Here is a 20,435-nt window from a genome sequence, read left to right on the forward strand (position 1 = left end):
ACTAGGGTTGGAGCACCGTCCCGACATCAGCAAAGGTGACCTCATGCGCTACGTGAAACTCGGCTCCACAGGCCTCGACATCTCGCCCATCGCCCTCGGCTGCATGAGCTACGGCACGCCGGACCGCGGCAACCACGCGTGGACCCTCCCCGAGGAGGAGAGCCGGCCGCTGATCAGGGCGGCGATCGACGCCGGCATCACCTTCTTCGACACCGCCAACGTCTACTCGGACGGCTCGAGCGAGGAGATCGTGGGCCGGGTGCTCGCCGAGTCCACGCGCCGCGAGGAGATCGTGATCGCCACCAAGGTACACGGCCGCATGCACGAGGGGCCCAACGGCGCGGGGCTCTCCCGAAAGGCGATCATGACGGAGCTCGACGCCAGCCTGCGCCGCCTCGGCACCGACTACGTGGACCTCTACCAGATCCACCGCTTCGATCCCCTGACCCCGCTGGAGGAGACCCTCGAGGCGCTGCACGACGTCGTGAAGGCCGGGAAGGTGCGCTACCTCGGGGCGTCCTCGATGTACGCGTGGCAGTTCTCGAAGGCCCTGTACCTCCAGCAGCAGCACGGGTGGGCCCGCTTCGTGACGATGCAGGACCACTACAACCTCATCAACCGCGAGGAGGAGCGCGAGATGTACGGACTCTGCGCGGACCAGGGCATCGGCGTGCTGCCGTGGAGCCCCCTCGCGCGCGGCAAGCTCGCCCGCGCGTGGGACGAGACGACGTCGCGCTCGGAGACGGACCAGTTCGGGAAGACCCTCTACGGCACGCTCGAGTCCGACCGCCTGGTGGCGGACGCCGTGGGGCGCGTGGCCGCGGAGCGCGGTGTGACGCGCGCGCAGGTGGCCCTCGCCTGGGTGTCGCGGAACCCGGTGGTGTCCGCGCCGATCGTCGGCGTCGGGAAGCCGCACCACCTCGAGGACGCACTCGCGTCGCTGGACCTCGAGCTCACCGCCGACGAGGTGCAGGCCCTCGAGGAGCACTACGTGCCGCACCCGCTCGTCGGGTTCTGAGACCCGCGGTGACCCTCGGCCTCACGCCCGTGGTGCCCGACGACGCCGCTCACCTCGTCGACTTCCTCGCCTCCAACGCCTTCCCGTTCCACGTGGTCACGCAGCACACGCGCGAGTCCGCGCGCATCTTCGTGGCGAGCGGCCGCTTCCACCGCGAGGACTCCCGCGGCTTCTGGATCGACGACGACGACGCCGGGCGGCACGGCGTGGTGGTCCTCGAGGACCCCGAGGACGACACCGCCATGATGGACCTCCGGCTGGCCGAGGCCTCGCGCGGGCGGGGCCTCGGCGCCGTGACGCTGCGCGCCCTCGCGGACCTCGTGTTCGGCACGCTGCCCCCGCGCCGCCTCGAGGGCCAGACCCGGGAGGACAACGTGGCGATGCGGCGCACCTTCGTGAGCGCGGGGTACGTCCAGGAGGCCTACTACCGGCAGGGCTGGTCCGCGGACGGCAGCGGATCCGTCGCGTCCGTCGGGTATGCGCTGCTGCGCGACGACTGGTCCCGAGGCATCGTGACGCCCCTGCCCGCGGACGAGCCGCACCGTGGACCGGAACCGCATGCCGGCTGACCTCGTGCTGCGCGGCGGCTGCGTGTTCGACGGCCGGGACGTGCACCCCACCGCGACGGCGGTCGTTGTCGAGGGCGGCGTCATCGCTCGGGTCGGGTCCGATGCCGACGCCCTGCGGCACGCGGGCCCCGCCACGCGCGTGGTGGACCTCGACGGCCGCATGGTGACGCCGGGGTTCATCGACGCACACGCCCACACGTTCATGGGCGGGCTCGAGGCCCTCGCGTGCGACGTCATGTCCTGTGACACCCCGGCCGAGGTGCAGGACGCCGTTGCCCGGTACGCCCGCGCGCACCCCGCCCCCGAGTGGATCACGGGAGCGGGCTGGTACAAGGGCCACTACGACGGCGGCTTCCCGGACGCCGCGCTGCTCGACGCCGCGGTGCCGGACCGCCCGGTGTACCTCATCAACCGAGACCACCACAGCGCGTGGGTCAACAGTGCCGCCCTCGCGCGCGCGGGCATCGACGGCACGACGCCGGACCCGCACGACGGCAGCGTGGGACGCCGCGCCGACGGCTCGGCGAGCGGGATCCTGCACGAGGGTGCGATGGCTCTCGTGACCCGGCTGCTGCCACCGATCACCCGGGAGGCCGTCGAGGCGGGGATCCTGCACGGCCAGCGGCACCTGCACGCGCTCGGGATCACGGGCTGGCAGGAGGCCATCATCGGCGACTACGCGGGCTACCCGGATGCCGCGCCGGCCTACCGGGCCCTCGCGCGGTCCGGCCTGCTGACGGGCAGGGCCACAGGGGCGCTCTGGGTGCCGCGCGACCTGACCCTGGAGGGCATCCCGGCGCTGCTCGAGGACTTCCACGAGCGCCGCCGGCTGAACGCGGAGGCGGGCTTCCCGACCTCGAGCGCCAAGATCATGATCGACGGCGTCCCCGAGAACCGTACGGCCGCGATGCTGGACCCTTACGAGCCCGCCGGATGCGGGTGCGTGCCCGGCACACCCTCGGCGTCCGCCGACCGCGGGCCCACCTACCTGCCGACCGAGGTGCTCCACGCCGTCGTCGCCGCGCTGCACGCCGCCCGGTTCGACCTCCACCTCCACGCCATCGGTGACCGCGCCGTGCGGACGGGCCTCGACGCCGTGGCAGGCGCCGTCCGCGCCGGGTCCTCCACCCAAGGCGCCGGGGCCTCCACCCGAAGCGCTGGGGCTCGCGGCTGGCAGCACCGCCACACCATGGCGCACGTGCAACTGGTCCATCCGGCGGACGTCCCGCGGTTCGGCGAGCTCGGCGTGACCGTCAACGCGCAGGCGCTCTGGGCCTGCAGCGACGAGCAGATGCGCTCCCTCACCCTGCCGCTCATCGGTCCCGAGCGGGCGCGGTGGCAGTACCCCTTCGCGTCGATGGTCGCCGGCGGAGCACCTCTCGCCCTCGGGTCGGACTGGCCGGTCTCCGACGCCGACCCGTGGCAGGCCATCCACGTCGCCGTCCACCGGATGCACCCGGACCACGCGGGGGTGCCGCCACTCGTGGCCTCGGAGGCGCTGACGCTCACGGCGGCGCTCGCCGCCGCGACCTCGGGCTCGGCGCGCGTCACGCGCACGCGGGGAGGTGCGGTGCGGGAGGGGGCGACGGCGGACCTCACGGTTCTCTCGGCCGATCCGTACGACGTGGCACCGGCCGGACTCCATTCGTTGGCCGCTGATCTGACGGTCGTCGAGGGGCGCGTGGTGCACGAGCGGTAGCCTCCCACATTGTGGGACTCGTGTTGTACGTTGTGTAGAAAACTGACCCGGAAGGTACGACGATGACCATTTCCAGACGGCAGATCCTCGGCGGAGCAGGTTTCCTCGCGGCAGCAGCGGCGCTCAACGGCTGCGCAGGTTTCTCCGGTGGCGGAGGGACCAGCGGCGGCGGCGAGGAGGGCGGGGAGAACACCCTCACGTTCACCACCTGGGGCAGTCCTGCCGAGGAGGAGGGCTTCCGCCGCGGCATCGAGGCCTTCCAGGCCGCCAACTCCGGCGTCACCGTGGAGCTGAATCTCGTGCCGTACGAGCAGATCTTCACGAACATCGACGCCCAGCTGCAGGCGGGCACGGCCCCGGACCTGTTCCGCGTGGACTACGGCACCATCGGCGCCTACAGCAGCCAGGACCAGCTGCTCGACCTCACCAGCTACTTCGACACCGCGGAGGCGGAGGCCTTCCTCCCCGCCATGTGGCAGGCCGTGCAGTTCGACGGCAAGCCCTTCGGTGTCCCCCACCAGACCGACACCTCCGCCCTCGTCTACCGCACCGATCTCTTCGAGCAGGCCGGCATCACGAGTGTCCCGACGAGCCTCGACTCCGCGTGGACCTGGGACGAGTTCCGCCAGGTCGCCGAGCAGCTCCGCGGAGAGCTCCCCGATGATCTCTTCCCCTTCGTCTACAACTGGCAGCTCGGCGGCTCCACGCGCTGGCTGAGCTGGCTGTTCCAGGCCGGTGGCCGCCTGTTCGACGACGCCCTCACCGGCTCGGCCATCGAGTCCGACGCCGGGATCAAGGCCCTCGAGTTCACACAGGGGTTCTTCACCGACAACCTCGTGCCCCCGAGCAGTTCGGTGAAGTCCTCGACCTACGCGGACGACGCCTTCTCGGCCGGCACCACGGCGATGGCCTTCGTAGGGAACTTCGTACTCCCGGCGCTCGACGAGAACATCACCGACTTCGAGTGGGGCGCCACCTACCTCCCCCGGGACGAGCGCGGCGCCTGCGACCTCGGCGGCAACGCGCTCGTGGCCACCAAGAACGCCCGGAACCCGGAGCTGGCGGCGCAATTCCTGAAGTTCATGACACAGCCGGAGCAGATGTCCGACTTCTGTGCCCGGGCCATGGAGCTGCCCACGCTGAACAGCCTTGTGGGCACCGAGCTGGACTACCAGACGCGCCCGGACATCGCGGGCATCTTCGTGGAGCAGGCCACCACGCTGGAGCCGAGCGACGTGCAGCAGCTCACCTCGCCGGCCATGGCCACCATCAACCCGACCCTGCGTGACGAGCTCGAGCTCGCCTTCACGCAGGGCCAGCCGGTCGAGCAGACGCTCGCCAACATCGCCGCGGCCGTCAACGAGGCAGCCGGCTGATGTCCGCCGACACCTCGGCCCGCGAGGAGTCGACCGACGGCGGCGCCGGTGGCACGGCGACCGGCACGCTACCGCCGGCCGTCCCGGCGACCACCTACCTGGCGGCGACCGGCCGCCCCTCGCGGCAGCACCGCTCCACCGGCGCTGCCGCGGGCTTCCTCGGTCCCAACCTGATCCTGCTCGGGATCTTCCTCTTCCTGCCGCTGGGGTGGGCGTTCCTCATCAGTTTCCAGGAGTCCAACGGCTTCGGCGCCAGCGGCTGGGTGGGCTTGGAGAACTACCAGCGCCTGCTCACGGACCCCACGTTCTGGCAGTCCGCCCTCAACACGGCCGTCTTCACCCTCATCACCGTGCCGCTGAGCCTGGCCCTCGGGCTCGGGCTCGCCGTGCTGATGAACTCCGTGCTGCCCGGCCGCCGGCTGTTCCGGACGCTGATCTACCTGCCCATGGTCATCTCCGGCATCGCGACCGCCCTCATGGGCGTGTTGCTCTTCGACGAGGCGACGGGCATCATCAACAAGCTCCTGAGGGAGGGCGGCCTCGCCACCATCCCCTGGCAGTCACAGGGCTCGGCGGCCTTCGCGTCGATCATCCTCGTGACCCTCTGGATCCGCGTGGGCTTCAACATGGTCATCTACCTGGCCGGGCTCCAGAGCATCTCGCCCGAGCTGTACGAGGCCGCACGGCTGGAGGGGGCGAGTTCGTGGCAGCAGTTCCGGTATCTCACGGTGCCGCTCGTGGGACCGTCCACCTTCTTCCTGCTGATCATGGACGTCATCTACTCGTTCCAGGTGTTCGACACCATCTTCGTGATGACCGGCGGCGGTCCCGGAAGGTCCACATCCGTGCTTGTCACCTACGCCTACGAGAACGGCTTCGTGACGCGCGACCAGAGCTACGCGGCAGCCATCGGCATCGTGATCTTCCTGATCACGCTGGTCTTCACGGCCGTTCAGTGGAAGGGCAATCGCTCGAGGGACGAGGTGGGTTAGGTGACAACTTTCGTGCCGCGCGTGAAGAAGGTCTCCCCCGCCCAGCGCACCTCGTCGATCCTCCGCGTGGTGATCGCCGTCGTCGTGGGGCTGGTCATGATGTTCCCGCTCTACTGGATGATCACCATCGCGTTCTCGCCGAGCTCCGACGTGGTGAGTCGGGAGCTGCGCATCTGGCCGTCGCAGTGGACGCTCGACAACTTCCGCACCATTTTAGACACCTTCCCCACCCTGACCTGGTTCGGGAACTCCGTGGTCATCACGGCGATCGTCACGGCCCTCACCGTGACGGTGAACCTGCTGGCGGGCTACGCCTTCGCCAAGCTCGACTTCCGGGGCAAGGGCTTCGTCTTCCTGCTGGTGCTCAGCACCATGATGGTGCCCGTGCAGGTGCTCATGGTGGCGCAGTTCCGGCTCGTGACCGAGCTCGGCATCTACGGGACGTTCTGGGCGGTGATCTTCCCCTCGGCGGCCTCGGCGTTCGGGATCTTCCTGGCCCGCCAGTTCATCATCGCCATCCCGAACGAGCTGATGGAGGCGGCGAAGATGGACGGCGCCGGCACCATTCGCATCTTCCTCCAGATCGTCCTGCCGCTCTGCAAGCCGCTCATCGCCGTGCTGGTTCTGCTCACCGTCATGTACCAGTGGAACGACTTCGCCTGGCCCCTGATCGCGCTCAAGGACGCCCAGCTCTTCACGCTGCCCATCGGGCTGCTGTACCTGCAGGGCCAGTACGGCGCGGACTACGGCGCCATCATGGCCCTGGCGCTCATCTCGATCACGCCGATCGTCATCATGTTCCTGGCGTTCCAGAAGTACTTCGTGCAGGGGCTAGCGCGCAGCGGTATCCGCTGAGCCGGAACCACGACGAGCCGGTCACCACCGGCGGAATCCGCCCTCCGTGCTGAGCACCTGACCCACCATCCATCGGCCCTCGTCGCTCACCAACCAGGCGATCAGGCGCGCGGGATCGTCCGGCTCGCCGAAGCGCCCGCCCGGGAAGTGCTCGAGCACGGCCTTCAACACCTCGGACGGGCGGTCGCGCGTGTCCTCGTCGAGGTACCCGGTGTTGACGGGCCCGGGATTCACCGTGTTCAGGAGGATGCGCCGATCCACCAGGTGGTCGGCCACGGACGCCGTGAGGCCCGCGAGCGCGGCCTTCGACGCCGCGTAGGCGATCTCGTGGGGCATCGGCCCGGAATGCTGACCGGACGTCATCCAGATCACGCGGCCGCCCTCCCGGCCGTCGTGCTGCTCGGCGAAGTGCTTGGTGGCGAGGATCGTGGAGCGGGTGTTGACCTGCCAGTGGGCATCGAGGTGCTCCCAGTCGATCTCGTCGAGCGGCCCGTCGCCGCCGCTCCTCGCGTGGTTGCAGATCAGTCCGTCCAGGTGTCCCAGCGCGTCCCGTGCACCGGAGATGAGCTGCTCCCCGCCGTCGTGCCGTGACAGGTCGAGGCTCAGGTTCGCGAGCTGCGCTCCGTCGCCGAGCTGTTCCCTGATGCCGCCGAGCACGTCCTCGAGGCTCTCGGCCCCCCAGGGCTGCTCGGCGTCGTGCGGTGCGTAGTGGTGGAGGACGAGTGAGGCGCCCATGCGGGCCAGGCGCGAGGCGACGCCGTAGCCGATGCCCTTGCGGCGGCTCACGCCGGTGACCACGAAGGTGCGCCCCGTCAGGGCCTGGTGTGGGTACATGGCTCCCAGCCTAGGTCGGTGCTGCTCGGTAGGGTGGGAGCAACGTCCACGACGAGCCGAGGAGTCGCATGCACCGCCTGCCCATCCGATCCGCGGCGCTCCTGGCCGCCGCAGTGCTGGGCCTGGCGGGGTGCTCGGGTGGGTCCGTAATTGGTCTGCTCGACGAGGAGCAGACCGAGAGCGACGTCCTCACCATTCAGTCGGACCTCGACGGCATCGATCTCGGCAGCACACGACTGCTGGCTGAGCGCGACGGCGTGGAGTACTTCGCGGCGCGCCCCACGGACAGCGCGGTCACGGAGGCGGACGCCGGCGAGAGCGAGGGTGTCTGCCTGCTCGTGGAAGAGGGCATCGGCGTGGGCCTGGAGTGCGCCGCGCTGGAGGCCGGAGCCACCGGCGCCACCATCCGGGACAGCCGCGTCACGGCGGTGCTGCTGCCGGACGAGATCGACCGCAACGCGCTCGTCGACGAGGGCTTCGAGCTCCTGCATCCCAATCTCGCGGTTCGCCCCGCGGAGGCGGGCTGACCGCCTGGCATGGCAGCACGCACACCGCCGACCGGAGGAGGAACCATGGCCATCGCAGAGGACGACGGTGGGGAGATGATCGTCGGGGACGTCACCCACAGCGGTGGCCGGGCACTCGCCGTCGGGGTCTCGGCGCCCGCCGGGGGCGACGGCGCCTCGCACGTGAGCATCGGCTAGGTGGAGCAGGGCGAGCGCCTGGAGCTCACCGTCCGGGAGGCCACGGCGCTGAGGGACGAACTCACGCGGATCCTCGGCGACCTCGCAGAACACGAGGAGCACGGCCGGCGCTAGGCCTGGACCTGGGTCTCCCCCACGACGATGCGGTGGTTCAGGTCGCACTGGAAGACGGCGATGGTTCCGGGGGGCACCGGGCCCTCCGCGGGCCACTGGTCCTCACTCAGCTCGATCAGGGCCGAACCGCAACTGGGGCATCGGGCTTCCATGCGTACGTCCTGTCCTCTCGGGGCGGAGCCGCCTCCGGTCTCCTGCCTCCCCACCTGTTCAGTACACACCGGACGCCGCTCCGGCACCAGCGGCGCGGCTTGGGAGCCGGGCACCCCGTCTCATGCGGTGCGCCGCCGTCCGAGCACCGCGACGGCCGCCACCCCCAGGGCAGCGGCCCCCACAAGGAGGGCACCCCAGGGAAGCGAGGGCTTCCCCGCCAGGGATCGTGTGGAGGGATCGTCGCCGGAGCGCATGATCGGCAGGAGCTCGACGGCGTGCGCTGCACGGGCCAGTGCCGAGCTGCCGCGGTGGAGCGAGGGCGTGAGCGACGCCAGTGCTCGCAGCACCAGGGTGTCGACGACGTCGCGGGCGCGGTCGAGGACGGACAGCGGGAGGGCGGTGACGACGTTCCCGGGCGGCCTGCGCGCCACCACGGGGTGGACGCGCGTGGGTGCGATGCGGCGCACGAGCTCCCAGAGCACGCCGAGGACCTGCAGCTCGAACCGTGACAGCTGCTCCTGCAGGCGGGGGAACAGGGCGTACTCCTCGTCACGGACGTCGTCGTCGAGCACCTCCGTGAGCCGTCCCAGCAGCTGTGCCCGTTCCGGCGAGCCGTCGTCGAGCCCTTCGAGGGTCGTCACCAGTTCGTTGATCTCCTGGTGTTCGCGTTCCACGGCGAGGGTCAGCTCACCGCCGTCGCTGAGGACGCGGCGCATCACGGGCCAGAGAACGGACTCCTCAGCGAAGGCGTGCGGGAACACGAGGCGGTAGATCGCGAGCAGCGTGGCCGCCTGCTCCTCACGGGAGCTTCCGCGGAGGCGCTGCACGAGGGCGTCGAGCTTCTCGTGGTCCCGCTTCTGCCGCACGAGCACGCTGAGCCGCCCGCCGAGCTGCAGCCTCCATCCCTACCCGCTGCCCACCTGCGCGGCACCCCTTTTCCGCCCTGTCCCCGCCACACTCCGATGCCTATAATTGGGGGTGCTCACAGCCGGAGTGGACCTCGCAGCCGAGACGAAGGGCACGGCCCTCGCGGTGCTCGACTGGTCGCAGCCGACCGTCACGGTGGAGCTCGAACTCGGTGCCTCCGACGCCCGCATCGCCGCGACTGCGCCGTCGGTGCGCAGCCTCGGCATCGACTGCGCCTTCGGGTGGCCCGACGACTTCGTGGCCTTCCTCGTCCGCCACGCCGCGGGTGACCGCGTTGCTCCCGCCGAGGATGCGGGGATGGACTGGCGCCGCCGCCTCTCCTACCGCGTCACCGATCGCGCCACCCGCGAGATCACCGGCAGGTGGCCGCTCAGCGTCGCCACGGACCGGCTGGGCCTGACCGCGATGCACTGCGCGGTGCTGCTCGACCTCGTGGGCGACGCCCTCGGGGCGCCGGTGGACCGCTCGGGCGGGGGCACCGCCGTCGAGGTGTACCCGTCGGCAGCGCTGCGCGGCTGGGATTTCGACACGCGCGGCTACAAGAACGACGCCGGGGTGCGGCGTGCACTGCTGTCCCACCTCCTCGCCCGCGCGCCCTGGTTGGTCCTCACCAAGGCGGACGAGCAGCTCATGATCGCCTCGGACGACGCCTTCGACGCCGTCATCGCAGCCCTCGCCGCCCGCGCGCACGCTCTCGGCCGGACGCACGGGGTGCCTGACGAGCACCTCGAGCAGGCGCGCCGCGAGGGCTGGATCGCCCTCCCGTCGGGCGCCTTCGAGGACCTCGCGCCGTGAGCGGCCCCGACGACACCACGTTCGACGCCGATCTCACCGCGAGGGCGAGGGATCTGTACGCGCTGGCCCTCGATCAGTTCATCAGTGGCCGGAACGCGGCCGCCGCGGACGCGAAGCGCTCCGGGGACAAGGATCTCGCCGCGGCGCTCCGCGGACTGCCCAAGCCGGCGTCCGCGGCGTGGCTCGTCAACGTGCTCGTGGACCGGCGTCGCGCGGAGGTGGAACAGGTGCTCGAGCTCGGGGCGTCGCTCCGGGAGGCGCAGGAGGGGCTCGACCGCGCGCAGCTCAACGCCCTCGGCCAGCAGCGTCAGAGGCTCCTCGCCGCCGTGGCGCAGGAGTCCCTCGCGGCGGCGTCGGAAGCCGGGCACGAGGTGGGGCCGGCCGCGCTTCCCGGCGTGGAGCAGACCCTCCGCGCGGCTCTCGCGGACCCCGGTGCCGCTGCGGCGGTGCTCACCGGACGGCTGGTGCGGACGCTGGAGGCCAGTGGCTGGGACGCCGTCGACCTCGACGGAGCAGTCGGGGGTCCCTTCACTCCGCCCGGAGCCGAGGGGGACGAGGGGAACGGCTCGGACGAGTCGGACGACTCGGACGGGGACAGCAGCGCGGACGGGAGCAGCGGCGGCGCCGACGGTGCCGGTAACGGGGCCGACTCCGGGGCCCGCGGCCCACAGGACGACGGCGCGCCCGACGCCCGGTCCGCGGCGAGGGCCGCGCGGCGCCGGAAGCAGGCCGAGGCGGCTCTCGCGGCGGCCCGCGCATCACGGGAAGCCGCCGAATCCGCGGCGGCCGAAGCGCACCAGGAGGTCGAGCGGGCGGCCGCACGGCGCACGGAGGTGAAGGCCTCCATCGAGGATCTCGAACGGCAGCTGGACGCCCTCCGGAAGTCGCTCTCGGATCTCGAGAGCTCCTCGCCCGACCTCACTCAGCGGGCGGACGAGGCGGACGCCGAACTGGCGGAGGCCCAGGACGAGGAGGACGCGGCGTCCGACGATCTCGACCAGCTCACCGGGTGAGAGGCCGAACGCCCCGCGACCGGTGGCTGCGGGGCGTTCGGGATGGAACAGGTTGCCGGGCGCCGTCCTCGATGGCCGGGCCGGCGCCCGTCCGGCCGGGAGCGGAGGCTCCCACATCGGCGTCCGATCCGGCCGGGCGGGGCTCAGAACCCGCAGGGGCTCTGGTACGCCGAGATCGCGGTGCTGGTGGCGGGGGCGGGGCAGAGGAACTGGGAGTACCGCAGGTCGTCGTCCACGAAGCGCTTCAGCCACGAGATGCTGTAGGACGCGATGGTGGTGTTGCTCGAGGTCGGCGCGTAGTGCGATGCACCGCGGAGCTCCAGGTACGCCTTCTGCGACAGGTTCGTCAGCCCGTTGTAGAGCGGGATCGCGTGGCGACTGGTGGATGCGACGTTGTCGTTCTGCGCGCCGATGATCAGGCTCGGGGTGGTCACCTCGGGCCAGCTCTTGTCCACGTTGTACGGCGTCATACCGATGGTGGCCTGCAGCGCCGGGTTGTCCTTCGCCGCTTCGAGCGTGCCGCCGCCGCCCATGGAGTGGCCCATGACGGCCAGGCGGGTGGGGTCGATCCGGTCGCGGACGGTGCTGGACTGCGTCAGGTAGGTCAGCGCCGCGTTGAGCTGGTCCCCGCGCTCGGAGGGCTGGTCGTAGCGCGAGCGGGTGTCGATGGTGAACACCACGAAGCCCTGCGACGCGAGGCGCGGGCCGAGCCACGAGATGCTCGACTGGGACGCCGTGTACCCGGGGGCGATCGCCACGGCGCCGAACTTCCCCGCCGTCGTCGTCGTGGGGTAGTAGATGGTGCCGCCGCCGAAGGTGCGGGCGGCGAAGGAGGACACCGTGGTGGTGGCGGTGGCGAAGCTGCCGCGGGTGGCTTCGATGCTGGCACGGGTGGGCGCGGGCCCACGCTCGTTGACGTTCGCCACCACCATCGTGGCCGGCGCGACGGCGGACGGTGCAGAGACGGGAGCTGCGGAACCGCTGAGCGCGGTGCCGAGCAGGAGCGAGGTGACGGCGGCCGAGACGGCAGCCGCGCGGGTGAGGCGGAAAGATGGCACGGGGAGGGCTCCTCTGGGGATGGTTCGAACGGGGGCGCGACGGATCGCGGGTGGTACCCGGACAAGGGCCGAACGTGGGTGGGACCGGGTGGGTCCGCCGGCGGCGCGACACCGGTGGAACCTGATCCCATCGTGAGAGTAGGACCCGCCTCCGACATCGGCAACAGCAATCTCGCCGGTCTGGTTTTTCCCTCGCGTGCATGAGAAAGTTCGCCGCCGAGGTGTCGGGTGCGTAACTTTCGTGCGGTCACGGCGGGTTGATGGGGTGGCGGGCTACTTTTCGGGGCGGTGCATGCCTACGCTGAGGCGAAGCGCCCTGATCGGCGTGCCGCTCACGCATCGATGCACGTCCTGTGCTGGAAGGGCCGGCCTCCTCGGGCCGGTGAGGTCTCACATGTACGTCGAGAAGAACACGCCTGCGCCCCATGACGACCGGCTGCATGCCCTCGAGGCGGCGCGGCTCCGCCTGCTGGACACCATGCTGGTGCTGCGCTGCGACTGCGCGGATGTCTTCTCCGACCCGCGGCGCACCGCGTCCGAGCGCGACGTCGCCGCCCTCGAGCTCGCGCAGGTGGTCGGGCAGATCCGCAGATGCGACGACGAATTACACCTCCTGCGTGAGCAGGCGCGGGATTCCCTCGCCGCACCCGCTGCGCCGGAAGGCTGGTTCGGATGACTGCCGGCACCACGGGATCGGCCGAGAACACGAGCGCGACCGACGGCACACCGACGGGCAAGCAGAAGGGCACGTCGAAGGGCACCTCCACGAGCTCGGCGAAGAGTGCGGTGAACGGCTCGACGGAGAGTGAGACGAAGAGTGCCACGAAGAGCCCTTCGAAGGGCACCTCGAAGGCGTCCTCGAAGATGTCCTCGAACAAGGGCAAGGCGGCCATGGGCAAGGCCGCGACGCTCGCACGGCTCCTGGAGCGCGTGGCGGCCGGTGACCGCGCCGCGTTCGAGAAGCTGTACCGCCGTACGGCGGCCAGCGTCTACGCCCTGGTGCGCCGGCTGCTCCCCGACGAGGCCGCGAGCGCGGCCGTGACGGAGGAGGTCTACGTCCGCGTGTGGGCCGGCGCCCACGCCTACGAGCGCACGCGGCACAGCGCCGAGCACTGGCTCCTGAACCTGACGCACCGGTGCGCGGTCGAGAGGATCCGCACGGCCGGGCCGGCTCCCGCGGTGGCGCCCGAGGCCTCGCTGCTCCCCTCGCTCGCCGGTGCGTCCGCGATGCATGCCATCTCCCTTCTCACCCCCGAGCAGGCGGAAGCGCTGGAACTGAGCTACCTCGGCGGCCGCACGCACGCGGAATCGGCGCGTGAACTCGGCGTCGATCAGGCCACGTTCCGGCTGCGCGTCGGCACGGCGCTCTCGCGGCTGCGTCAGGGCATGGAGGCGGACGCCGGGAACCTGCGGGGCTCCGGAACCCACCTCCGTCAGGATCCTCGCTAAGGGCGGAGCACTCCCCCTCCGCGCGCAGGACGTCCGTGGGGCGTGTCACACTGCGAACATGACGATCCCCATCGAGGCCTACGCCCACGTCCGCTTGACGGTCACCGACATCGACGTCTCACGGGCGTTCTACGACGCCCTCTTCGGCCTGCCCGTGGCTTTCGAGGTACCCGAGGGCGCTGACGAGCAGACGCGTGAGCAGCTGGGTTTCCTCTACGGCGGTGTCATTTATCAGCTCGGCGGCACCCTCCTGGGCCTGCGACCGGTGGCGTCGGACAGCTTCGACGAGGACCGCGTGGGTCTCGACCACGTCGCCTTCACGGTCGCGAGCAGGTCCGTGCTCGACGACGCCGCGAGCCTGCTCGAGAGCCGCGGGATCACCCACGCCGGAGTCAAGGACATCGGCGCCGGGCACATCCTCGAATTCCGGGATCCCGACAACATCGCGCTGGAACTCTTCGCCCCGAACGGCTGACCACCGCGGCCGATTATGAGAGAGCCTTCATCGGCACCTCATGTTCGGCTCACATGGGCCCGTCACTGTTGATCCACACCCTGCTGGATCAATCGTGAAGGACTTGCACCCATGCGCCTGCCCGCCCGCTCCCTCGTCACCCTGACCGCCTCCGTCGCTACGCTCGGACTCGTGGTGGGCTGTAGTGCGCCCGCGCAGGATGTCGACCTCCAGACCTCGGGAGCCACGCCGTCCTCCTCGCCGGCCCCGGCTTCACCCTCCGCCGCGCCGTCGTCGGCCGCTCCGACCGCCGCATCATCCGCGACGCCCGGCTCCACCCCCGGCGCGCCCGGACAGGCCGCCGGGAACGCAGGCGGCGCCGTCGTCATCGGCGCCGGTGACGACTACTCGATCGACGCGTCGGGCTCCTCCGTGACCCTCACCTGTGACGGCGGTGGTGACGTGAGCATCGACGCCGACAACGTGACCCTGACCGTCACCGGCCCCTGCGAGGACATCGAGGTGGACGGCGACGCGAACACCGTCACGGCCGGCGACGCCGACGAGTTCTCCGTGGACGGCGATTCCAACACCCTCACCGGTGCGGCCGTCCGCGCGGTGGACCTTGATGGGGATGCCACCACCGTCACCGTGCGGTCCACCGACGAGGTGGACATCGACGGATCCACCAACACCGTGACCTACGCCGAGGGTGAGCCGCGGATCCAGGACGACGGCGACGGCTCGAACACGGTGACCCGCGGCTGATCCCGGTCCGCCCGCTCCTCCCCCGCACCAGCTCACTGCGCGCCGCGATCCAGGTGCTCGCTGCACCACGGCGCGCGTGCTCGCGCGTCCCCGCCACACCCCCACCGCTTCCTCCCTCGTGCCCCAGGAGTCCGTCATGGCCCTCATGCCCCGCATCCTCGCAGCCACCGGTCTGCTCGCTGTCCCCGCACTCCTCGCGGTGGCGAGCCAGTCCCTGGCGACGCCGGCCGACGTCCCGCCGGTGGAACCGCAGACGGTCGTCGTCGACCTCGCGCCCGCCGGCGCCGCGGACGACGGCGGCACCGCCGAACGCAGCACCGGGAACGGCGCCGCAGGCGACGACACTGCAGGGAACCGGACCGGGCACGCCGCCCGCAGCGTCGCCCGCTCCTAGCACTCCGAGCCCAGCGCCGACGGACGCCGAACCGGCACCCGCACCCGCACCCGCACCCGCACCTGCTCCGGCACCAGCTCCCGCTCCTGCCCCCGCACCCGCTCCCGCTCCCGTCCCGGCCCCCGGGCTCGTGGAGCGTGAGGTGCTCGACGACGGACTGGAGTATGACGCCGGGGACGATACCGGGGATGACGACGGCTCGGACGGTGACGACTGATGGCCGCCGATGCACGTGACGCACTCCGGGCTCCGGGCACGGGAATGCCGGCGTCGCCCCTCCCCAGGAAGCCGCTCGGCGGCTCCGCCGTCTCGGCACGCTGGCGGATCGTCGGCTGGATCATCCTGACCACCGCCCTCGCCCTGCTCGCTCTCGTGGTGACGGTGCGTTCACTGCTGATCGCGGGCGTGGACCGCGAGGCCAACGACGACGTGGTGCAGGAGGTCCAGGAGTTCACGACCTTCGCCTCCGAGGCCGTGGATCCGCAGACCGCCCAGGAGTACACGTCGGTGGGCGCCCTGCTGGAGCGCTATCTGTCGCGCCAGAACTCCTCGTCCTCGGAAGTGATCCTCGGACTCACCGGTGACGAGGTGCTCTACCTCGGCTCCTACGCGGGAACGGTGGACGACGGCGGCTACCGGCTCACGGACGATGCCGCCCTCCTGCAGGAGCTGCGGCAGGACCCGGCGGCGTCCGGCGTACTCGAGACCCCGGCGGGCATGATGCGCTGGGGGAAGGTGGATGTGCAGGCCGGCTCGGAGGACGGGTCGCTCGTCATCGCCAACTTCACCCGGGTGGGCTACGCCGAGGTGCAGGAGACCGTCACCGTGATCTTCTTCGTGGCCCTCGGCGGCCTGCTCTTCACGGCCGGCATCGCCTGGCTGGTGGCCGGGCAGATCCTCCGCCCCATCCGGGACGTCCGGCGGGTCGCGGCCGAGATCACCGAGTCCGACCTCACGCTGCGCGTCCCCGTCCAGGGGCGCGACGACGTCGCAGCGCTCGCCACCACCTTCAACGACATGCTCGACCGCCTCGAGCAGGCCTACGTGACCCAGCGACGGTTCATCGACGACGCCAGCCACGAGCTGCGGACGCCCATCACGGTCATCCGCGGGCACCTCGAACTCATCGACGACGAGCCCGCGAGCCGGAGGGCGACCCTCGCCCTCGTGGACGACGAACTGTCGCGGATGGCCCGGATCGTCTCGGACCTCCTGCTGCTCGTGAAGGCGGAGCGCGCCGACTTCGTGCGGCAGGAACCCGTGGACGTGGCGCACCTCATGCTCGATCTCGACGCGAAGATGCAGGCGCTCGGGGACCGCCGGTGGCTACTGATGGAGGTTGCCGAGGGCGTTGCGCCCCTCGACCGGCAGCGGGTCACCCAGGCGATGCTGCAGCTCGGCGCGAACGCGGTGCAGTACTCACCCCAGGGTTCGGCGGTGCGGCTCGGTTCGGCCTTCGAGGGCCGCGGTGCGGCACGTCAGCTGCGGCTGTGGATCGAGGACACGGGCCCCGGCGTCACCGAGGAGGAAGCGGGCGTGATCTTCGAACGATTCCAGCTCGGCACCGCGGGCGCGCTGCCTGCCGACCGGTTGGCCCAGGGCGGTCAGCGCGGCGGCGCGGGCCTCGGACTCTCGATCGTGCGCGCCATCGCCGACGCCCACGGCGGTTCGGCCTGGGTCCGCAGCGAGACCGGACACGGCTCCACCTTCGGCCTCCTGCTGCCGGCACCGCACACGGTGACGCATCGCTCCGGGGACGCGACCGGTGCGCCGTCGCCGTGGTCGGCCCCACCCGCTCCTGGCGGTCCGGCCGCACCGCCGGCGCCACCCGCGCATCCACCGCTGCTCGTCGCCGCGCGGACCGGTACGGACGCTGCGTCGGGCAGCCGCCCGGTGACGGCCCAGCTCCCGATCCAGCAGCCCCGCCCCGATTACCACCCGTCCGACCAGCCCCTGCGGGACACCCTGAAGGAGACACCATGAGCCGCATCCTGATTGCCGAGGGGAACGCCGCCCTCGCCTCCCGGCTCTCCGCGGCCCTCGAGGATGCCGGGTACAGGACCGAGCAGGCCGACGACGGCGAGACGGCGCTGTTCCTGGCACGGGCCTCCGGGTTCGACCGCCTCATCCTCGGAGCCGACCTGCCGCTCCTCGCCGGCCCCGAGGTCCTCGCGCAGATCCGCAGCGAGGGCGTGACGACTCCCGCGATCGTGCTGACGCGTGGTGACGCTGAGGGCGGGAACGAGCACGGAGCCGGCTCCATCCGGCACCTCACCACGCCGTTCCTCATCACCGACCTGCTGGCCCTGGTGCGGCTGCCATGAGCGTCGTCGAGCACTCCACCACTCCCCCGCTGCGCACCGGCGGCACACCGGACCGCCGCCCGGAGGCGAAGCTGCCGGGAGCCGGCCGACCGGCTGTCGTGCGGGCGGTCGGGGCCGCCGCCGGGCTCGCCCTCGCGGTGGGCATCATCCTGGCCGCGCAGCAGCCCGACTCGGGACTGACGCCACAGGGTGCCGTCACCCTGATGGTCTTCGTCCTGGCCGTCTGGCTGTGGATCTTCACCTCGATCGACGACACCTACGTGGCCCTCGGCGCGGCCACGGTCCTGGTGCTCACCGGGACCATGGACGCCGGTGCGCTGTTCTCCACGCTCGGCGAGGAGACGGTCTGGCTCCTGCTGGCGGCCTTCGTGATCGCCGCAGGAGTGCGAGCGTCCGGACTCGCCACCCGTGGTGCCGCGTTCATCATCACGGGCGCCTCCACCCCCCGGCAGCTCGCGCACCTCACCACCCTGGCGCTCGTGGTCACCGCGTTCGCGGTGCCCTCGACGTCGGGCCGCGCGGCCCTCGCCCTCCCGGTGTTCCTCGCCCTCCGGCAGGCGCTGCCCGGCCGCACCGCCCTGGTGCGGGCGCTGGCCATCCTCTTCCCGTCGGTGATCCTCCTCTCGGCCGTGGGCTCGTTCCTCGGAGCCGGGGCGCACCTCATCACGAGCCAGATCCTCGAGACGGCCACCGGCAGCGGCTTCGACTTCGCCACCTGGCTGCTCCTCGGCCTGCCCCTCGCCCTCGTGGCGTCGCACAGCTGCGCCGAACTGGTGCTGCACCTGTTCACGACGGGCGCGGAACGCCGGGAGCGCCTGAGCATCAGCACGGCCGATCTCGAGGAGCACTCCGCCACACCCGTCACGGGGCCGCTCACCGTCGCCGAGTCGCGGGCCGCGCTCCTGCTCGGGGCCGTCGTCGTGCTGTGGTGCACCGAACCCCTCCACGGGCTGCACCCCGCGCTCGTGGCGCTGATCGGGGCGCTCATCGCCGCATCACCGGCCTACGGCTCCGTCGACCTCGCGAAGGGGCTGAAGTCGGTCCCGTGGTCGCTGCTGCTGTTCATGGCGGCCACGCTGGCCCTCGGCAACGCCCTCGTCTCCACCGGCGCCGCCACGTGGCTCGCAGGCGGGGTTCTCGAACCCATCCGGGCGCTCGGTGCCGCTGCCGCGCCGCTGTTCGTGGTGCTCGTGGTGGTGCTGTCCACCCTCGCCCACCTCGTCATCCAGAGCAGGTCGGCGAGGTCCGCGGTGCTCATCCCCCTCGTGATCGCCCTCGCCCCCGCCGTGGGTGTGGACCCCATGGCCGCGGCGTTCTCCTCGACCGCCGCCGCCGGCTTCTGCCATACGCTGCCCAGCTCGGCCAAGCCGGTCGCGATGTTCGCCGCCGTGGACGGTGTGGAGACGTACTCGCCGAAGGACCTGCTGCGGCTCTCGACCGTCCTCGCGCCCGTCAACCTGATCCTCGTGCTCGCCTTCAGCTTCCTGGTGTGGCCGCTGCTCGGCCTCCCGCTCTTCCCCTGACCGCCGTCCTGACGACCACCCGACCCCCATCAACATCGCCGAACACCGACCGACACCGACCGAGGAGAACCACCATGGCAGTCCCCCAGCGCATCCTGATCGCACCCAGCGGTTTCAAGGAGTCCCTCGACGCGGAGACCGTGGCCCGATCCATCGCCGCGGGGGTCCGCCGCGTGCTGCCGGGGGTGCAGATCACGGCCGTCCCGATCGCCGACGGCGGTGAGGGCACCGCCGCCACGCTCGCTGCCGCGACGGGAGGCGTGCTCGTCCCCGTCAACGTGACCGGGCCGGTGGGTACCCCCGTCGAGTCCCACTTCGCGCGCCTCGGCGGTGCCGCGACCGGTACCGCGGTCGTGGAGATGGCCGCCGCCGCGGGCCTCCGGCTCGTACCGCGCACGCTCCGCGACCCGGGCGCCACCACCACCTACGGCGTGGGCGAACTCATCCGGGCGGCACTCGACGAGGGCATCCGCACCATCGTGGTGGGATGCGGCGATTCGGGCACGAGCGACGGCGGTGCGGGCGCGCTCCAGGCGCTCGGCGCGAAGGTGCTCGACGGCAAGGGACGCGAGCTGCCCTTCGGTGGGTCCGCACTCATCCGGGCCGAACAGCTGGACCTCTCCGGCCTCCACCCCGGCGTGCGGGAGGCGACGATCGTGCTCGCGTGCAACCAGCACAACGTGCTCTGCGGGAAGAAGGGGGTGGCGCGCGTCTTCGGGCCCCAGAAGGGCGCCTCACCGAAGCAGGTCGAGGAACTCGCGAAGGCCATGCGCCAGTGGGCGCGGGTGCTGGAGCGCGACGGCGTGGGCGCCGGCGTCGACTACCGGACCGGGCCGGGGACCGGCGCCTCCGGTGGTCTCGGCGCGGGTCTCGCCGCCGTCGGCGCGAGCCTCGTCCCCCGGTTCGAGGCGCTGATCGACAGCGGACTCGCGGGGATGGACCTCGATGCCCTCATGCAGAAGGCCGATCTCGTGATCACCGCCGAGGGAGCCATCGACTTCCAGACGCCGAACGGCAAGGTGCCCGCCGTCGTCGCGCACCGGGCGCAGCTGGCCGGGGTACCGGTGCTGGCGCTCGCGGGATCGCTCGGCAAGGGTGCCCCGGACGTGCATGACATCGGGATCGACGCGATCGCCTCGATCATGACCATCCCGATGAACCTCGAGGACGCGGTGGCGAACGGCGAGCAGCTGCTGATCGAGGCGACGGAGCGCACCATGCGGCTGCTGCTGCTCGGCGCCGCGGTGTCGTCCTCCGTGGATGCGAAGCGTCGTGAGGCGCCGGTGCTCTGAGCTGTCACACCCAGAGGCGTCGAAGGGCGTGCAGGCGGCAGGACGGGCTCCGAGGGGGCGGATGGAACCCGTCCTGCCATCTGTAGGTCGTTGCCCGGCCACCGAACCGCACGCACTGTCTCTT

General features: G+C 71.4%; 23 protein-coding genes. 19 read left to right on the top strand and 4 right to left on the bottom strand.

Annotated features, from left to right (window positions below):
* The first annotated feature begins 43 nt into the window (after nt 1-43).
* The 6 genes from AC4D12_RS12995 (at nt 44) to AC4D12_RS13020 (ending at nt 6,509) form a co-directional block, all read left to right on the top strand.
* Nucleotides 44-1,018 carry an aldo/keto reductase gene (locus AC4D12_RS12995; protein WP_490950352.1) on the top strand — a complete coding sequence of 325 codons (975 nt, stop codon included), beginning with the start codon at nt 44-46 and terminating at the stop codon, nt 1,016-1,018.
* A gap of 8 nt (nt 1,019-1,026) precedes the next feature.
* Complete coding sequence (locus AC4D12_RS13000) at nt 1,027-1,587, top strand: GNAT family N-acetyltransferase (protein WP_490950353.1); 561 nt, start codon at nt 1,027-1,029, stop codon at nt 1,585-1,587.
* On the top strand, nt 1,577-3,286 hold the full coding sequence (locus tag AC4D12_RS13005) for an amidohydrolase (protein ID WP_490950354.1): 1,710 nt from the start codon (nt 1,577-1,579) through the stop codon (nt 3,284-3,286). Before AC4D12_RS13000 ends, AC4D12_RS13005 begins: the two co-directional genes overlap by 11 nt.
* Before the next feature lie 62 nt (nt 3,287-3,348).
* Nucleotides 3,349-4,662: an ABC transporter substrate-binding protein gene (locus tag AC4D12_RS13010; RefSeq protein WP_490950355.1), complete on the top strand. Its 1,314-nt coding sequence runs from the start codon at nt 3,349-3,351 to the stop codon at nt 4,660-4,662.
* Nucleotides 4,662-5,654, top strand: a complete 993-nt coding sequence (locus AC4D12_RS13015) for a carbohydrate ABC transporter permease (RefSeq protein ID WP_490950356.1) — start codon at nt 4,662-4,664, stop codon at nt 5,652-5,654. The genes AC4D12_RS13010 and AC4D12_RS13015 overlap by 1 nt, the downstream gene beginning before the upstream one ends.
* Nucleotides 5,655-6,509, top strand: a complete 855-nt coding sequence (locus tag AC4D12_RS13020; protein ID WP_490950357.1) for a carbohydrate ABC transporter permease — start codon at nt 5,655-5,657, stop codon at nt 6,507-6,509.
* A 21-nt stretch (nt 6,510-6,530) separates the two neighbouring features.
* On the opposite strand, the gene AC4D12_RS13025 is transcribed toward AC4D12_RS13020, so the two are convergent.
* Nucleotides 6,531-7,343 carry an SDR family oxidoreductase gene (locus AC4D12_RS13025; RefSeq protein WP_490950358.1) on the bottom strand — a complete coding sequence of 271 codons (813 nt, stop codon included), beginning with the start codon at nt 7,341-7,343 and terminating at the stop codon, nt 6,531-6,533.
* 68 nt (nt 7,344-7,411) lie between these two features.
* Here AC4D12_RS13025 and AC4D12_RS13030 point away from each other — a divergent pair, with 68 nt between their 5' ends.
* Both AC4D12_RS13030 and AC4D12_RS13035 read left to right on the top strand, forming a co-directional pair.
* Complete coding sequence (locus AC4D12_RS13030) at nt 7,412-7,870, top strand: hypothetical protein (RefSeq protein WP_490950359.1); 459 nt, start codon at nt 7,412-7,414, stop codon at nt 7,868-7,870.
* A 45-nt stretch (nt 7,871-7,915) separates the two neighbouring features.
* A complete protein-coding gene (locus AC4D12_RS13035) occupies nt 7,916-8,047 on the top strand; it encodes a hypothetical protein (protein ID WP_490950360.1) in 132 nt (43 codons plus the stop codon).
* Nucleotides 8,048-8,157: 110 nt separating this feature from the next.
* Here AC4D12_RS13035 and AC4D12_RS13040 read toward each other — a convergent pair whose 3' ends face one another.
* Entirely contained in the window at nt 8,158-8,313 is a 156-nt protein-coding gene (locus tag AC4D12_RS13040) for a hypothetical protein (protein ID WP_490950361.1), read from the bottom strand.
* 120 nt (nt 8,314-8,433) lie between these two features.
* Complete coding sequence (locus AC4D12_RS13045) at nt 8,434-9,180, bottom strand: hemerythrin domain-containing protein (protein ID WP_490950362.1); 747 nt, start codon at nt 9,178-9,180, stop codon at nt 8,434-8,436.
* Nucleotides 9,181-9,292: 112 nt separating this feature from the next.
* Here AC4D12_RS13045 and AC4D12_RS13050 point away from each other — a divergent pair, with 112 nt between their 5' ends.
* Both AC4D12_RS13050 and AC4D12_RS13055 read left to right on the top strand, forming a co-directional pair.
* A complete protein-coding gene (locus AC4D12_RS13050; protein ID WP_490950363.1) occupies nt 9,293-10,036 on the top strand; it encodes a DUF429 domain-containing protein in 744 nt (247 codons plus the stop codon).
* Entirely contained in the window at nt 10,033-11,049 is a 1,017-nt protein-coding gene (locus tag AC4D12_RS13055) for a hypothetical protein (protein WP_490950364.1), read from the top strand. Before AC4D12_RS13050 ends, AC4D12_RS13055 begins: the two co-directional genes overlap by 4 nt.
* Nucleotides 11,050-11,192: 143 nt before the next feature.
* Here the strand turns inward: AC4D12_RS13055 and AC4D12_RS13060 are convergent, their stop codons facing one another.
* Nucleotides 11,193-12,107 (bottom strand): alpha/beta hydrolase family protein, encoded by a 915-nt coding sequence (locus tag AC4D12_RS13060; protein ID WP_490950365.1) that lies wholly within the window; start codon nt 12,105-12,107, stop codon nt 11,193-11,195.
* A gap of 394 nt (nt 12,108-12,501) precedes the next feature.
* Between AC4D12_RS13060 and AC4D12_RS13065 the strand changes: the two genes are divergently transcribed.
* From AC4D12_RS13065 to AC4D12_RS13105, 9 genes are all read left to right on the top strand, one after another.
* Nucleotides 12,502-12,783: a hypothetical protein gene (locus AC4D12_RS13065; RefSeq protein ID WP_490950366.1), complete on the top strand. Its 282-nt coding sequence runs from the start codon at nt 12,502-12,504 to the stop codon at nt 12,781-12,783.
* A complete protein-coding gene (locus AC4D12_RS13070) occupies nt 12,780-13,556 on the top strand; it encodes a sigma factor-like helix-turn-helix DNA-binding protein (protein ID WP_490950367.1) in 777 nt (258 codons plus the stop codon). Before AC4D12_RS13065 ends, AC4D12_RS13070 begins: the two co-directional genes overlap by 4 nt.
* A 58-nt stretch (nt 13,557-13,614) precedes the next feature.
* On the top strand, nt 13,615-14,031 hold the full coding sequence (locus tag AC4D12_RS13075; RefSeq protein WP_490950368.1) for a VOC family protein: 417 nt from the start codon (nt 13,615-13,617) through the stop codon (nt 14,029-14,031).
* Nucleotides 14,032-14,142: 111 nt separating this feature from the next.
* Nucleotides 14,143-14,778, top strand: a complete 636-nt coding sequence (locus AC4D12_RS13080; protein WP_490950369.1) for a DUF3060 domain-containing protein — start codon at nt 14,143-14,145, stop codon at nt 14,776-14,778.
* Between the two features lie 136 nt (nt 14,779-14,914).
* Nucleotides 14,915-15,172 carry a hypothetical protein gene (locus tag AC4D12_RS13085; RefSeq protein ID WP_490950370.1) on the top strand — a complete coding sequence of 86 codons (258 nt, stop codon included), beginning with the start codon at nt 14,915-14,917 and terminating at the stop codon, nt 15,170-15,172.
* A 216-nt stretch (nt 15,173-15,388) separates the two neighbouring features.
* Nucleotides 15,389-17,155, top strand: coding sequence for a sensor histidine kinase (locus AC4D12_RS13090; protein WP_490950371.1), 1,767 nt, complete (start codon nt 15,389-15,391; stop codon nt 17,153-17,155).
* Entirely contained in the window at nt 17,152-17,496 is a 345-nt protein-coding gene (locus AC4D12_RS13095) for a response regulator transcription factor (protein ID WP_490950372.1), read from the top strand. Before AC4D12_RS13090 ends, AC4D12_RS13095 begins: the two co-directional genes overlap by 4 nt.
* The gene (locus AC4D12_RS13100) at nt 17,493-19,019 is read left to right on the top strand and encodes an SLC13 family permease (RefSeq protein WP_490950373.1); all 1,527 of its coding nucleotides are present in this window, start codon (nt 17,493-17,495) and stop codon (nt 19,017-19,019) included. Before AC4D12_RS13095 ends, AC4D12_RS13100 begins: the two co-directional genes overlap by 4 nt.
* Before the next feature lie 74 nt (nt 19,020-19,093).
* Nucleotides 19,094-20,311: a glycerate kinase gene (locus AC4D12_RS13105; protein ID WP_490950374.1), complete on the top strand. Its 1,218-nt coding sequence runs from the start codon at nt 19,094-19,096 to the stop codon at nt 20,309-20,311.
* Nucleotides 20,312-20,435 lie beyond the last annotated feature (124 nt).

The sequence above is a fragment of the Arthrobacter sp. TJ-266 genome (assembly GCF_058269115.1).

Excerpts from the sequence above, each read along its gene's own strand:
- AC4D12_RS12995 (WP_490950352.1), top strand. The coding sequence starts at position 44 with ATGCGCTACGTGAAACTCGGCTCCACAGGCCTCGACATCTCGCCCATC.
- AC4D12_RS13005 (WP_490950354.1), top strand. The coding sequence starts at position 1,577 with ATGCCGGCTGACCTCGTGCTGCGCGGCGGCTGCGTGTTCGACGGCCGG.
- AC4D12_RS13010 (WP_490950355.1), top strand. The coding sequence starts at position 3,349 with ATGACCATTTCCAGACGGCAGATCCTCGGCGGAGCAGGTTTCCTCGCG.
- AC4D12_RS13015 (WP_490950356.1), top strand. The coding sequence starts at position 4,662 with ATGTCCGCCGACACCTCGGCCCGCGAGGAGTCGACCGACGGCGGCGCC.
- AC4D12_RS13025 (WP_490950358.1), bottom strand. The coding sequence starts at position 7,343 with ATGTACCCACACCAGGCCCTGACGGGGCGCACCTTCGTGGTCACCGGC.
- AC4D12_RS13030 (WP_490950359.1), top strand. The coding sequence starts at position 7,412 with ATGCACCGCCTGCCCATCCGATCCGCGGCGCTCCTGGCCGCCGCAGTG.
- AC4D12_RS13035 (WP_490950360.1), top strand. The coding sequence starts at position 7,916 with ATGGCCATCGCAGAGGACGACGGTGGGGAGATGATCGTCGGGGACGTC.
- AC4D12_RS13040 (WP_490950361.1), bottom strand. The coding sequence starts at position 8,313 with ATGGAAGCCCGATGCCCCAGTTGCGGTTCGGCCCTGATCGAGCTGAGT.
- AC4D12_RS13065 (WP_490950366.1), top strand. The coding sequence starts at position 12,502 with ATGTACGTCGAGAAGAACACGCCTGCGCCCCATGACGACCGGCTGCAT.
- AC4D12_RS13070 (WP_490950367.1), top strand. The coding sequence starts at position 12,780 with ATGACTGCCGGCACCACGGGATCGGCCGAGAACACGAGCGCGACCGAC.
- AC4D12_RS13075 (WP_490950368.1), top strand. The coding sequence starts at position 13,615 with ATGACGATCCCCATCGAGGCCTACGCCCACGTCCGCTTGACGGTCACC.
- AC4D12_RS13080 (WP_490950369.1), top strand. The coding sequence starts at position 14,143 with ATGCGCCTGCCCGCCCGCTCCCTCGTCACCCTGACCGCCTCCGTCGCT.
- AC4D12_RS13085 (WP_490950370.1), top strand. The coding sequence starts at position 14,915 with ATGGCCCTCATGCCCCGCATCCTCGCAGCCACCGGTCTGCTCGCTGTC.
- AC4D12_RS13090 (WP_490950371.1), top strand. The coding sequence starts at position 15,389 with ATGGCCGCCGATGCACGTGACGCACTCCGGGCTCCGGGCACGGGAATG.
- AC4D12_RS13095 (WP_490950372.1), top strand. The coding sequence starts at position 17,152 with ATGAGCCGCATCCTGATTGCCGAGGGGAACGCCGCCCTCGCCTCCCGG.
- AC4D12_RS13100 (WP_490950373.1), top strand. The coding sequence starts at position 17,493 with ATGAGCGTCGTCGAGCACTCCACCACTCCCCCGCTGCGCACCGGCGGC.
- AC4D12_RS13105 (WP_490950374.1), top strand. The coding sequence starts at position 19,094 with ATGGCAGTCCCCCAGCGCATCCTGATCGCACCCAGCGGTTTCAAGGAG.